This window comes from Streptomyces sp. NPDC002785, assembly GCF_040295565.1.
In the GTDB taxonomy this organism is placed as follows: domain Bacteria; phylum Actinomycetota; class Actinomycetes; order Streptomycetales; family Streptomycetaceae; genus Streptomyces.
Map to the genome: position 1 here is coordinate 1 of NZ_JBEOVN010000073.1, position 13189 is coordinate 13189.

Below are 13189 nucleotides of genomic sequence, written 5' to 3' on the forward strand. Positions count from 1 at the left end.
GGTGAGGGCGCCCTCACCCCCGTGAACCCGTCGCTCAGCTCTTGCTGATCACGGCGGCCGTTCCGTAGGCACACACCTCCGTGCCCACGTCGGCTGCCTCGGTCACGTCGAAGCGCATCATCAGCACCGCGTTGGCGCCCCGGGCCTTCGCCTGCGTGACGAGGCGTTCCATCGCCTGGTTGCGGGTCTCGACGAGAGTCTTGGTCAGTCCCTTCAGCTCGCCGCCGAGCATGGACTTCAGCCCGGCACCGATCTGGCTGCCGAGGTGGCGGGAGCGGACCGTCAGCCCGAACACCTCACCGATCACCTCGGTCACCTGGTAGCCCGGTACGTCATTCGTGGTGACGACCAGGACCTCGGACTGGGCCGTCTGTCCGCCGCCGAATTCCTCTATGCCCATCGTGTGGCACCTCCTGGAGAAAGCTTTGCCCCGGATCGCCGGGATGTGCATCTTCGCATGGGCCACTGGAACCCAGGGATGCCATCCTGCGTTGATAGCTTTGGGCGGCCATGCAGCCGCTATCGATCGATCCAGGAGCCCGGACCCTTGAATACGCTTGCGCTCGGACCGAGCTGGCTGGACCCGGACTATCTCATCGGACAGTTCGGACTGCTCGGTGTGCTGGTCATTGTCTTCGCCGAATCCGGGCTGCTCATCGGCTTCTTCCTGCCCGGTGACTCGCTGCTGTTCACCACGGGTCTGCTGGTGACGACGGGCAAGCTGCACACCCCGCTCTGGCTGGTCTGCGTCCTGGTGGCGCTGGCGGCGATCATCGGCGACCAGGTGGGCTATCTCTTCGGCCGCAAGGTCGGCCCGTCGCTCTTCAAGCGCCCCGACTCCCGCCTCTTCAAGCAGGAGAATGTCGAGAAGGCGCACGACTTCTTCGAGAAGTACGGTCCGAAGTCGCTGATCCTGGCCCGCTTCGTGCCCGTCGTGCGTACGTTCACGCCGATCATCGCCGGTGTGAGCCGGATGAACTACCGCTCGTTCATCATCTTCAACGTCATCGGCGGCGTGCTCTGGGGCGTCGGTGTCACGCTGCTCGGCGCCGGCCTCGGACAGATCGAATTCGTCCGCAAGAACATCGAGGCGATACTCATCCTGATCGTGCTCATCTCGGTGGTGCCGATCGCGATCGAGTTCCTGCGGGCCCGCTCCAAGTCGAAGAAGGAAGCGGCGGCCGGTGGTGGCGAGGGCCACGGCCCGGCCATCGGCGGCAGCCCGGCCTCGGGGCAGCGCGGCCGTCACGCCAAGCGCTGACGGACGTTCCGGCTGCGTCTGCGGGCTTCAGAAGCCGCGCGTCCGTTTGGCCGCGCGGCGGTTCGCCCCGCCGACCGCCCCCGGCACCCGCATGAACAGCCGGGAGATCTCGCTTCCCAGATTCACCCCGATCGCGATGGCCAGCGCTGTCGCCACCGCGGTCGACAGCGAGGCGAGCCCGGCGTTCACATTGCCCTGTGCCACGCCCAGCAGACCGAAGTACGTGGCCGAGCCGGGCAGCAGCGGACCGATCGCAGCCGTGATGAACGGAAGCGACGAGGTGTACCGGTAGCGGGAGAACAGCTGGCCGAACAGGCCCACCAGGCCGGCCGCCGTCGCTGTCGCGAGCACCGGCGAGATGTTGCCGGTCCTGGCCATCGCTCCGTAGATCACCCAGGCCACACCGCCGTTGAGGGTCACCGCGAGCACCGTGGAACGGTCCTGCTGGAGCAGGATCGCGAAGGCGAAACAGAGCGCCATCGAAGCCAGGATCTGCACCACCGGCCGGTCGTGGGCGACGAACCTGGCCTCGGGGTTCAGCTGGGCGCCCAGCTGAAGCCCCATGTACAGCACGAGCAGCACACCGACGACTATGCCTATGAAGAGGTACATGACTTCGAGCAGGCGCGCCGCGGCGGTGATGTAGTAGCCGGTCAGCCCGTCCTGCACGCCTGCCACCAGGGCCCGCCCCGGCAGCAGCGCGAACAGCCCACCGGTGATCACCGCGGAGGGCCGTACGTCCGACCAGTGGGTGAGGGTCAGCGCGACGCCCATTGCGGCGGGCGGCATCGCCGCCACCACGAACTGGTAGAACTCCGGCAGCCCCCGCCCGGCACAGAGCCAGGCGAGCCGGTCGCCGAGCATCGCGCCGATCGCGGCCACCACGAACACCAGCGCGCCGCCGCCGACCAGCACCGATGCCGCCCCCGCGAGACCGCCGCCGGCCAGCGTCAGCACCCAGCCGGAGTACGGATGCCGGTTGCGCCGGATCTCCGCCAGGCGCCGGTAGGCCTCCTCCAGCGAGACCTCGACGTCCTCGGTGGTGATGTCGTCGATGAGCCGGAAGACGGCGGCCAGCCGGGTGTAGTCGGTGCCACGACGGCGTACGGTACGGCTCGCCGTCACCGGGTCGTCGACCAGCGACGGCTGGTGCGAGATCGACAGCAGGGTGAAGGTGACCGTGGGCTCGCAGCGGTCCAGGCCGTAGCTGCGGGTCACCGCGAACATCGCTGCCTCGACGTCCTCGGCGCCCTCACCACCGGCGAGCAGCAACTCCCCGATACGCAGCGTCAGGTCGAGTACGCGCGGAACCGCGGGCCCCGCCTCGTCGGGCTTCTGCACCGGCTCGGGCGCCGGGCGCTCGGCGACCGGCATCCGCAGCATCGTGCGCATCCTGTCCTGCCAAGGGGCCTCCTTGGTCAGCCGGATCATCGGGCTGCCGTGCGCGGGGGTGAAGGCGGGCGGCGGGTGCTGGGCGCTGTAGGTGCTCGGCAGGGCGAAGGCGGAGCCGATCGTGTCCGAGCCGGAGGCCGGACCGGAACCGGAACCGGAGCCCGAAGCGGAACCCGTACCCGGTCCTTGCGGCTCAGTCGCCAGACCGGCCGGAATGGCGAATTCCGATGTCGGGTGGTCGTCCTCGGGCGCAGACGTCTTCCGCCCCACCCCGGCCGGCGGGACGAAGGCGCTGCGCGCCTCGTCGGACTGGGGCTTCTGGTCCTCCGGACCGCCCTGTTCCGCCACCACTCGACCTCGCTCCTCATAGGCTGCGCGTCTTTGGTTGCGCTTCTGCCCAGTATGGCCACGGACAAGGGCGCGGATGCGAGGAGGGCGGCCCCACGGAACGGACCAGGCACGCGGAACGGGCAGGCCACGTGGGGCGGACGGGCGCACGAAACGGGCGGCACCCCGTCGGAATGGGTACCGCCCGTCTCTGGCGCGGAACCGTAAACGGAACCGCGCGATGTACCTCGGCCGGAATCAGGCCGCGACCCCTCGGGTCAGTGCGCGCCGCCCTGTGCCTCAAGGCGCTTGTAGGAGGCCTCGATCTCGGCCTCGGCCTCGGCGCGGCCGACCCAGTCGGCGCCCTCGACGGACTTGCCGGGCTCCAGGTCCTTGTAGACCTCGAAGAAGTGCTGGATCTCCAGGCGGTCGAACTCCGACACGTGGTGGATGTCGCGCAGGTGCTCCACCCGGGGGTCGGAGGCCGGCACGCACAGCAGCTTGTCGTCGCCGCCGGCCTCGTCCGTCATCCGGAACATGCCGATGGCGCGGCACTTGATGAGGCAGCCGGGGAAGGTCGGCTCGTCCAGGATGACCAGCGCGTCCAGCGGGTCGCCGTCTTCGCCGAGGGTGTTCTCGACGAAGCCGTAGTCCGCCGGGTAGCTGGTCGAGGTGAAGAGTCGACGGTCCAGGCGGATCCGACCGGTCTCGTGGTCCACCTCGTACTTGTTCCGCGAACCCTTCGGGATCTCGATGGTGACGTCGAACTCCACGGGTGGCTCCTCCATGATCAAGACATACGACTGGTGATTAAGTGTCCCCCACGCAGATGTGTGCTCGCGAAAGGGGCTGGTCAACGGTGGACGAGCCGGTGAAAAGACCGTCGGTCAATCCGCTCGACAAGCTGAGCAGGCCCACCCGGCCGGGCGGCGTGATCAGGTTGAAGGGACTGACCAATCGGCAGTTCACGGCTGTCTCCGCCGGCCTCGGCCTGGCGCTCGCAGCCGGCGTCGTCCTTGCCGCCGGCCCCTGGGACTCGGGTCAGCGTAAGGCCGAGCAGGACTGGGCAGCCGCCCGGATCCCTACAGGTGGCGTAGATCACGAACCCGGTGCACCGTCCGGACCGAAGCCCGCACCCAGCGCTCCGGCCGTCCTCATGCCCCTCACCTCCGTCGTCGACAACGCCGCTCCGGACGCCCGCGAGGCCCCGGACGGCGCGGCTGCCGCCCTCCGCGCCACCCTCGGCCCGCTGCTGAAGACCCCCGCCCTGGGCACCGTGCGTGCCGCCGTCGTCATCGACACCGCCACCGGTGAGCGGCTGTACGGCCAGGGCGCCGACACGCCCATGACGCCCGCCTCCACCGTCAAGATCGCCACCACGGTCGCCGCCCTGAGCGCGCTCGGCCCCGACCACCGCATCGCCACGACGGTCCGGGCGTCCCCCGACTCCCGCAGCATCGCCCTGGTCGGCGGCGGCGACCCCACCCTCGACAAGGCCGCCCTTCGCGCTCTGGCCGCCGACACCGCCCGCGCCCTGAAGGACCGGGGCGTGAAAACGGTCCGCCTCACGTACGACACCTCCCGCTACTCCGGCCCGGCACGGCACCCGATCGGCCCCAACGAGAACATTGCGCCCGTCAGCGCCCTGATGACCGATGAGGGCAGGCTCGACGGCACCGACAGCGGACCCGCCCCGCGCAGCGACGATCCGGCCGGTGACACCGCCCGGACCTTCGGCGAACTGCTCGACGACGCCGGGATCGCCACCCGGTCCGGCCCGGCGCCGGGCCGGCCGGCCGCCAAGTCCCGGCCGGTCGCCAAGCACCTCTCCGCCCCGCTCTCCGCACTGGTCGAACGGGCCCTGACCAACAGCGACAACGACCTCGCCGAGGCGCTCGTCCGGCAGACCGCCCTGGCCACGGGCGAACGGGCCGACTTCGACGGCGGCCGACGGGCCGTCACCGCACAGCTCAAGAAGCTCCACCTGCCACTGAAGGGTGCGAACATCGCCGACGGCAGTGGGCTGAACCGCAAGGACAGGATCACCGCCGGACTGCTGGCCGGCCTCCTCGCCCGTGCCGCCGACCCGGACCACCCCGAACTGCGCCCCGTACTCACCGGCCTCCCGGTGGCCGGGTTCAGCGGCACCCTCAGCGGCCGCTACACCCAGAAGTCCGTAGGCACCGGCCTGATCCGCGCCAAGACCGGCACCCTCACCGGCGTGAACAGCCTCGCCGGGACGGCCGTCGACAAGCAGGGCCGACTGCTCGCCTTCGCCTTCCTGGCATCCGGTACGACATCCCCGTCCGAGGCCCAGTCCTCCCTCGACGCCCTTGCCACCAGCCTCGCCGCCCGTACCCGATGAGCCGGTCAACACCACGCCGCGGACGCACCCGAGCACGTACGGTTGACACATGACGAGCATCGGTGGTGCCGAGATGGTCGACTGGAATCTCGCGGTCGCGACCGCGACCCGACTTGTGCGGCCGGGGCCGGAGATCAGCCGCGAGGAGGCCCGCGAGGTCGTCGCGGAGCTGCGGCGGCATGCCAAGGCCGCGGAGGAGCACGTCCGTTCCTTCACCCGGATGATCCCCGAGGGGAGCGAACCGGAGGACACCCCGGTCCTGATCGTGGACCGGGCCGGCTGGATCAAGGCCAATGTCGCGGGCTTCCGCGAACTGCTCCGCCCGCTGCTGGGCAAGATGCAGGACCGGCGCGGCAACGGCCCGGGCGGCGCCGTGCTCGGCGCGGTCGGCGGCAAGGTGACCGGCGTCGAGGTGGGGATGCTGCTGTCGTTCCTGGCCTCCCGGGTCCTCGGCCAGTACGAGACGTTCGCCCCCGCCACCCGTGAGCTCCCGGCCTCGGCCGACGGAGGCGGCAGGCTGCTGCTCGTCGCCCCGAACATCGTCCACGTCGAGCGTGAACTCGAGGCCGACCCGCACGACTTCCGGCTCTGGGTCGCGCTCCACGAGGAGACCCACCGCACCCAGTTCACCGGTGTGCCCTGGCTCCGCGACCATCTGCAGGGCGAGATCCAGTCGTTCCTCGAAGAGACCGACGTCGACCCGATGACCGTGCTGGAACGGCTCCGCGAGGCCGCCCAGTCCCTGGCCGGGGGCCGCCCCGAGGGCGAGGACGGCGAGGACGGCGGCCGCAGTCTCGTCGAACTCGTCCAGACACCCGCCCAGCGCGAGATCCTCGGCCGGCTCACCGCCGTGATGTCCCTGCTCGAAGGCCATGCCGACTACGTGATGGACGGCGTCGGCCCCGAGGTCGTCTCCTCCGTCGGCGAGATCCGGGAGAAGTTCCAGCAGCGCAGGGCGCGCGGGGCGAGCCGTCTCGACCAGGCGCTGCGCAAGCTCCTCGGACTCGACGCCAAACTGCGCCAGTACCGCGACGGCGAGCGATTCGTCCGTGCCGTGGTCGACGAGGTCGGCATGGACGGCTTCAACCGGGTCTGGACCTCGCCGAACACCCTCCCGACCAAGGCGGAGATCGCGAAACCGACGGACTGGATCGCGAGGGTGCACCGTAAGGCAGAGTCCTGATCACGACGGGCCGGACGGCGGACGACAGGACACGAACGCGCCAGTAATCACCCATCCGAGGGACCGTAGGGGCATGGGAAGGCGTGCAATGCTCGATGGACGACCTACCTCTGTCACCATCGACGCACTCTGAGTGACGGCACTCTTTCCGTCCCGGCACTCCGAGGCACCTCCCAAAACTTCACGAAGGGCACCGGACATGGGTCCCCATCCTGCGGTCGCGGCGATACGCCTGGCGGTCCGCCGCGTACTCCACGACGTACTCACAGAACACGCCCGGAGCGCCGAGCACGCCCGGCGCACCCCGCACCCCGAGCTCGCCGAAGCCGGTGCGGGCAGGCAGCGCGCCACACTCCCCGAACGCCCCGATACCCCGCTGGTGCTGGTGGCGTGCTCCGGCGGCGCCGATTCCATGGCACTCGCCTCCGCCCTCGCCTTCGAATCCCGCAAACTCGACGTCCGGGCCGGCGGCATCACCGTCGACCACGGCCTCCAGGACGGATCCGACACCCGGGCCGCCGAGGTCGTCGACCGCCTCACCACCATGCACCTCGAACCGGTCGAGTCCGTCGCCGTGCAGGTCGGCCAGGAGGGCGGACCCGAGGCAGCGGCCCGCGACGCCCGATACGCCGCCCTGGACGCAGCAGCCGAGCGGCACGGCGCCGCCGCCGTCCTGCTCGGCCACACCCGTGACGACCAGGCGGAGACGGTGCTGCTGGGCCTCGCCCGCGGCTCCGGCATCCGCTCGCTCTCCGGCATGGCCGCCGCATCCGGCCCGGCCGGCCGCTACCGCCGCCCCTTCCTCCAGCTCGACCGGCAGACCGCCCGCAAGGCCTGCCTCGTCCAGTCGCTGCCCGTCTGGGACGACCCGCACAACATCGACCCCGCCTACACCCGCTCCCGACTGCGCCACGAGGGCCTGCCCGCCCTGGAGAAGGCCCTGGGCAAAGGAGTCGTCGAGGCCCTGGCCCGTACGGCGCAGCTCTCCCGCGACGACGCCGACGCCCTGGACACCTGGGCCGCCGAGGCCGACCGCGCCGTACGGGACGACGCGGGCCGGCTGGAGTGCGCCAAGCTGTACGCGTTGCCTCCCGCCGTCCGCCGCCGGGTACTGCGCCGGGCCGCCATGCAAGCGGGCTCCCCGGCCGGTTCGCTCTTCGCCCGGCACATCGAGGAAGTCGACCGTCTGATCACCGGCTGGCGCGGCCAGCGGGCCATCAATCTGCCCGGCCGGGTCGAAGCCATGCGCCAGGGTGGCAGACTGGTGATTCGGCAGAGCTGAAGCACGAGCGGCTGACACGCAGGCGAGCGGCCACGCAGGGTCGGGGCACCACCCCGGTTCCGGCAGGCAGAGAAAGAGACGCGGGTGAACGAGAAGGACATGGGCACCGACCTCCAGTCGGTGCTTCTCACCAAGGAAGAGATCGACGCGAAGCTTGTCGAGCTGGCCGCGAAGATCGACGCGGAGTACGCGGGCAAGGACCTGCTCATCGTCGGCGTCCTCAAGGGCGCAGTGATGGTGATGGCGGACCTGGCGCGCGCGCTGTCCACCCCCGTCACCATGGACTGGATGGCCGTCTCGTCGTACGGCGCGGGCACCCAGTCCTCCGGAGTGGTCCGGATCCTCAAGGACCTGGACACCGACATCAAGGGCAAGCACGTCCTGATCGTCGAGGACATCATCGACTCGGGCCTGACGCTGTCCTGGCTGATGTCGAACCTCGGCTCGCGTGAGCCGGCGTCCCTGGAGATCTGCGCCCTGCTGCGCAAGCCGGACGCGGCCAAGGTCGCGCTCGACTGCAAGTGGGTCGGTTTCGATATTCCGAACGAGTTCGTCGTCGGATACGGGCTGGATTACGCGGAGAAGTACCGCAACCTCCCCTTCGTCGGCACGCTCGCCCCGCACGTATACGGGGGCTGACCGCCTCCCGGCGTCCGACGCCCGACCGGGGTGCCCGGCCCGACCGGGACGGACGGCGGGGAACCTTTCACCGGATTCCCGCCGTTGAGCCGTCGAAGGCGGGTTTTGGCAGACGTCCCCGGCGGTCGCAGGCGACAATGCTGGGGTACCGTCCGAAGAACAGTCTTATCTCACAGCAGCATTTACCTACGGGCAGGAGGGACGGGGCGTCATCGCCCCGTATGGATGGACGTGAAGCGATACTTCCGTGGGCCGGTCATGTGGATCGTGCTGGCCGTCCTCGCCGTGGTCGTGTTGATGCAGGTCGTCGGCTCGTCGGGCGGCTACAAATCGGTGGACACCGGCAAGGTGATCCAGGCGATCAGCAAGGACCAGGTGGCGCAGGCCAAGCTGACCACCGGTGACGAACAGATCATCAAGATTGAGTTGAACAAGGGCCAGAAACTTGCGGGCGAGTCCGGCAGCAAGTTCCAGGCGAGCTACATCGGCGACCAGGGTGTCCAGCTGGCCGGCACGCTGCAGCAGAAGTTCGAGAGCGGCAAGATCGACAAGGGCTACACCGTCTCGCCGTCGAAGCAGTCCCCGTTCATCTCGATCCTCCTCTCGCTGCTGCCCTTCGTCCTGATCGTGGTCGTCTTCCTGTTCCTGATGAATCAGATGCAGGGCGGCGGCTCCCGGGTCATGCAGTTCGGGAAGTCCAAGGCCAAGCTGATCACCAAGGACACCCCGAAGACGACGTTCGCCGATGTGGCGGGGTCGGACGAGGCCGTCGAGGAGCTCCAGGAGATCAAGGAGTTCCTCCAGGAGCCGGCGAAGTTCCAGGCCGTCGGCGCCAAGATCCCCAAGGGTGTCCTGCTGTACGGGCCTCCCGGTACGGGCAAGACGCTGCTCGCACGCGCCGTCGCGGGCGAAGCGGGCGTCCCGTTCTACTCGATCTCCGGTTCCGACTTCGTCGAGATGTTCGTCGGTGTCGGTGCCAGCCGGGTCCGTGACCTCTTCGAGCAGGCCAAGGCGAACGCCCCGGCGATCGTCTTCGTCGACGAGATCGACGCCGTCGGCCGGCACCGCGGTGCCGGAATGGGCGGCGGTCACGACGAGCGCGAGCAGACGCTGAACCAGCTGCTCGTCGAGATGGACGGCTTCGACGTGAAGGGCGGCGTCATCCTGATCGCCGCCACGAACCGGCCGGACATCCTCGACCCGGCGCTGCTGCGACCGGGCCGTTTCGACCGGCAGATCGCGGTCGACCGGCCGGACATGCAGGGCCGTCTCGAGATTCTCAAGGTGCACCAGAAGGGCAAGCCGGTCGCAAAGGACGTCGACCTCGGCGCCGTTGCCCGTCGTACGCCCGGCTTCACCGGTGCCGACCTGTCGAACGTGCTGAACGAAGCGGCGCTCCTCACGGCCCGCGGCAATCTGAAGCTGATCGACAACAAGATGCTCGACGAGGCCATCGACCGCGTCGTGGCGGGTCCGCAGAAGCGGACCCGGATCATGTCCGAGAAGGAAAAGAAGATCACCGCGTACCACGAGGGCGGACACGCCCTGGTCGCGGCGGCTTCCCCCCAGTCGGACCCGGTCCACAAGATCACGATCCTCTCCCGCGGTCGCGCCCTCGGTTACACGATGGTGCTCCCGGAGGAGGACAAGTACTCCACGACGCGCAACGAGATGCTCGACCAGCTGGCCTACATGCTGGGCGGGCGCGCGGCCGAGGAGCTGGTCTTCCACGATCCGACCACCGGCGCTGCGAACGACATCGAGAAGGCCACTGCAACGGCCCGCTCGATGGTCACGCAGTACGGCATGACGGAGCGGCTCGGCGCGATCAAGTTCGGCGGCGACAACACCGAGCCCTTCGTGGGCCGTGAGATGGGCCACCAGCGCGACTACTCGGAAGAGGTCGCGGCCCTCGTCGACGAAGAGGTCAAGAAGCTCATCGAGACCGCGCACAACGACGCGTGGGAGATCCTCGTCGAGAACCGCGACGTGCTGGACGCCCTGGTTCTCCAGCTCCTCGAGAAGGAGACGCTCGGCAAGGAGGAGATCGCCGAGATCTTCGCCCCGATCGTGAAGCGCCCGTCCCGTCCGGCATGGACCGGTTCCGCCCGACGCACCCCGTCGACGCGGCCGCCGGTGCTCTCGCCGAAGGAGCTCGCCCTCACCAACGGCGCCACCACGGCGAACGGTTCGGTCGTCCCCACGGACACCGTCCCGGCCACCGAGGTGCTCCCGGAGGACCGCCCCGAGAGCTGAGGTTTCGCGACCCCGGTGTGGCCCCTGTCACGGGAGCCGCACCGGGCCCGGAATGGATGCCGTGCCCCCGCAGGTTCTAGCCTGTGGGGGCGCGGCTTTTTCGTACGCCCGTGCGGAGGCATGTGCGGGTGACAGCTCAGAGGAACGAGGCACAGATGACCGACCCGGTGACGTTGGACGGCCAGGGTTCGATCGGTGAGTTCGACGAGAAGCGGGCCGAGGCCGCCGTACGCGAACTCCTCCTCGCCGTGGGCGAGGACCCGGATCGTGAGGGACTGCGCGAGACACCGGGGCGGGTGGCACGGGCGTACAAGGAGATATTCGCGGGCCTCTACCAGGCGCCCGAGGACGTCCTGACGACCACGTTCGACCTCGGGCACGACGAGATGGTGCTGGTCAAGGACATTGAGGTGTTCAGTACCTGTGAACACCACCTGGTGCCCTTCCGGGGTGTCGCGCATGTGGGGTACATCCCGGCCACCAGCGGCAAGATCACCGGTCTGTCGAAGCTGGCCCGCCTCGTGGATGTCTTCGCCCGGCGCCCGCAGGTCCAGGAGCGGCTCACCACGCAGATCGCCGATTCGCTCATGGAGATCCTGGAACCGCGCGGGGTCGTCGTCGTCGTCGAGTGCGAGCACATGTGCATGTCGATGCGCGGCATCCGCAAGCCGGGTGCGAAGACGCTGACCTCGGCGGTACGCGGCCAGCTCCGCGACCCCGCGACGCGCGCCGAGGCCATGAGCCTGATCATGGCGCGCTGAGCTCCGGAGCGGCTGTCAGGGGAGAGCTCGGTGACCGCTACGCGGCCGCCGAGCCCTTGTCGTTGTCCTCGTCCTCCGGGAGCTTGCAGATGCGCTCCAGCCAGAGGGCCGCGGCAACCACCGCGATGCCGGCCAGGACCGCGAAGCCCGCGTAGATTGCCTGGTCGCGGCGGGCCGGGATGTCGAGGGAGCCGAGCAGGAAGACGCCCGTGCCGCCGTACATGCCGGAGACCAGGGAGACGACCAGCGCGCTGGCCTGGCCGAAGACGACTGCACGGGCCGCCATCAGGGGCTCGACGCCCTTGGCTCCCGGCCGACGCTCACGCTGGGCGCGCAGCCGGGAACGGATGGAGAGTGCCGTCGCGAGCAGGACGGCGGCGATCACCGCGAGCACGATCGGCGCGGCGAGAGGAACGCTCGGCAGACTGCCCAGGGAGTCCCAGAGGCGGGCACCGCCCCAGGAGAGCACCCCGGCCGCGGCGAAGAGGCCGACCAGTACCCCGAGCCGTAGTTGCTTCACCGAGTGATCCGCCCTTCGCCGCCAGTGGTGCGTGTCACCAGTGGTCCGTGTCGCCAGTGATCCGTTTCCGCTGAGCCTAACGACTACTCGGGCAGCCGGAGTTCCAGATCGGCCCGGGGCAGTACGCCCTCCCGGCCGGCACCGGCCAGCAGCTCCGCGACGGGGCCGGCGCCGGGCAGCTGGGCCTCGGGGTCGACGTCGTGCCACGGGGCGAGCACGAAGGCACGCTCATGGGCCCGGGGGTGGGGGAGGGTGAGCACCGGGTCGTCGGAGACGACATCCGCGTACGCCACGATGTCGACGTCGATGGTGCGCGGGCCCCAGCGTTCCTCACGGACCCGGTCGAAGGCCTCTTCGATGGCCTGGCCGCGCTCCAGAAGGGAGGACGGAGGGAGCGTCGTCTTCACGATGATCACCGCGTTGAAGTACGAGGGCTGGGAGCCGGGAGCGACGCCCCAGGGCTCCGTCTCGTACACCGGGGAGACCGCTTTGACCCGCAGGCCGGGGGTGTCCTCCAGGGCATCTATGGCGCCCTGGAGGGTCTCCAGGCGGTTGCCGAGATTGGAGCCCAGGGAGATCACTGCGCGTTTGGGGTTGGAGAGGGTGATGTCCGCGGCGTCCACCTGCTCGACCACGGAGGCGGGAACCGGCTGTACGGTCGGGTCGCTCTGCCCCTCGGTAGAAAATGCAGTCATACTCGGCTCCGGGTGATGGTGATGGTGACATCGTCGAAGGGGACGGTGATCGGCGCATCCGGCTTGTGCACCACCACCTCCACCTCCTCGACCCCTTCGTGCTTGAGGCACGTCTGCGCGATGCGCTCCGCGAGCGTTTCGATCAGATCGACCGGTTCCCCCTGCACCACGTCGACGACTTCCTCCGCGACGATGCCGTAGTGCACGGTCTTCGTCAGGTCGTCGGCGGCTGCCGCGGGGCGGGTGTCGAGGCCGAGCACCAGGTCCACGATGAACGTCTGGCCTTCTTCCCGTTCCCGCGGGAAGACGCCATGGTGTCCACGGGCCTTGAGGCCGCGCAGCGCGACACGATCCACGCGAATCACTCCTGACTGTCGTTGGGCGTAGAGACACGAGGCCGCGTGTGGACGGCTGGGTGCTCTCTTTCGAATCTACCTGCGAGCACCGACAGCGCTCGCCCGCGGGGGCCATGGACAGGACCTTGCGGGGCAGGTAGCCGCTTCTACCC

General features: G+C 69.4%; 13 protein-coding genes. 7 read left to right on the forward strand and 6 right to left on the reverse strand.

The genetic code is table 11. From position 1 onward, the window contains the following. Positions 1 to 34 precede the first annotated feature (34 nt). Positions 35 to 400 (reverse strand): YbjQ family protein, encoded by a 366-nt coding sequence (locus tag ABTZ94_RS18810; protein ID WP_351202177.1) that lies wholly within the window; start codon positions 398 to 400, stop codon positions 35 to 37. Between the two features lie 147 nt (positions 401 to 547). Here ABTZ94_RS18810 and ABTZ94_RS18815 point away from each other — a divergent pair, with 147 nt between their 5' ends. After that, a complete protein-coding gene (locus ABTZ94_RS18815) occupies positions 548 to 1261 on the forward strand; it encodes a DedA family protein (RefSeq protein WP_351202178.1) in 714 nt (237 codons plus the stop codon). A gap of 27 nt (positions 1262 to 1288) precedes the next feature. On the opposite strand, the gene ABTZ94_RS18820 is transcribed toward ABTZ94_RS18815, so the two are convergent. Both ABTZ94_RS18820 and ABTZ94_RS18825 read right to left on the reverse strand, forming a co-directional pair. Continuing rightward, on the reverse strand, positions 1289 to 3004 hold the full coding sequence (locus tag ABTZ94_RS18820) for a threonine/serine exporter family protein (protein ID WP_351202179.1): 1716 nt from the start codon (positions 3002 to 3004) through the stop codon (positions 1289 to 1291). A 254-nt stretch (positions 3005 to 3258) separates the two neighbouring features. After that, the gene (locus tag ABTZ94_RS18825; RefSeq protein ID WP_003968257.1) at positions 3259 to 3753 is read right to left on the reverse strand and encodes an inorganic diphosphatase; all 495 of its coding nucleotides are present in this window, start codon (positions 3751 to 3753) and stop codon (positions 3259 to 3261) included. 86 nt (positions 3754 to 3839) lie between these two features. On the opposite strand from ABTZ94_RS18825, the gene dacB reads away from it, so the two are divergent. From dacB to folE, 6 genes are all read left to right on the forward strand, one after another. After that, on the forward strand, positions 3840 to 5345 hold the full coding sequence (gene dacB, locus ABTZ94_RS18830) for a D-alanyl-D-alanine carboxypeptidase/D-alanyl-D-alanine endopeptidase (RefSeq protein WP_351202180.1): 1506 nt from the start codon (positions 3840 to 3842) through the stop codon (positions 5343 to 5345). A gap of 49 nt (positions 5346 to 5394) precedes the next feature. Beyond that, complete coding sequence (locus ABTZ94_RS18835; protein WP_351202181.1) at positions 5395 to 6528, forward strand: Rv3626c family coenzyme F420 biosynthesis-associated protein; 1134 nt, start codon at positions 5395 to 5397, stop codon at positions 6526 to 6528. A gap of 199 nt (positions 6529 to 6727) precedes the next feature. Further along, a complete protein-coding gene (tilS, locus tag ABTZ94_RS18840) occupies positions 6728 to 7810 on the forward strand; it encodes a tRNA lysidine(34) synthetase TilS (protein ID WP_351202182.1) in 1083 nt (360 codons plus the stop codon). A gap of 99 nt (positions 7811 to 7909) precedes the next feature. Beyond that, a complete protein-coding gene (gene hpt / locus ABTZ94_RS18845) occupies positions 7910 to 8449 on the forward strand; it encodes a hypoxanthine phosphoribosyltransferase (RefSeq protein WP_351202204.1) in 540 nt (179 codons plus the stop codon). A 225-nt stretch (positions 8450 to 8674) separates the two neighbouring features. Beyond that, complete coding sequence (ftsH, locus tag ABTZ94_RS18850; RefSeq protein ID WP_351202183.1) at positions 8675 to 10705, forward strand: ATP-dependent zinc metalloprotease FtsH; 2031 nt, start codon at positions 8675 to 8677, stop codon at positions 10703 to 10705. Positions 10706 to 10860: 155 nt separating this feature from the next. Next, positions 10861 to 11466, forward strand: a complete 606-nt coding sequence (gene folE / locus ABTZ94_RS18855) for a GTP cyclohydrolase I FolE (protein ID WP_351202184.1) — start codon at positions 10861 to 10863, stop codon at positions 11464 to 11466. A gap of 37 nt (positions 11467 to 11503) precedes the next feature. Here folE and ABTZ94_RS18860 read toward each other — a convergent pair whose 3' ends face one another. The 3 genes from ABTZ94_RS18860 to folB form a co-directional block, all read right to left on the reverse strand. Next, a complete protein-coding gene (locus ABTZ94_RS18860) occupies positions 11504 to 11986 on the reverse strand; it encodes a DUF3180 domain-containing protein (RefSeq protein WP_351202185.1) in 483 nt (160 codons plus the stop codon). Between the two features lie 83 nt (positions 11987 to 12069). After that, a complete protein-coding gene (gene folK, locus ABTZ94_RS18865) occupies positions 12070 to 12681 on the reverse strand; it encodes a 2-amino-4-hydroxy-6-hydroxymethyldihydropteridine diphosphokinase (protein WP_351202186.1) in 612 nt (203 codons plus the stop codon). After that, positions 12678 to 13037 carry a dihydroneopterin aldolase gene (gene folB, locus ABTZ94_RS18870; protein WP_351202187.1) on the reverse strand — a complete coding sequence of 120 codons (360 nt, stop codon included), beginning with the start codon at positions 13035 to 13037 and terminating at the stop codon, positions 12678 to 12680. Before folB ends, folK begins: the two co-directional genes overlap by 4 nt. Positions 13038 to 13189 lie beyond the last annotated feature (152 nt).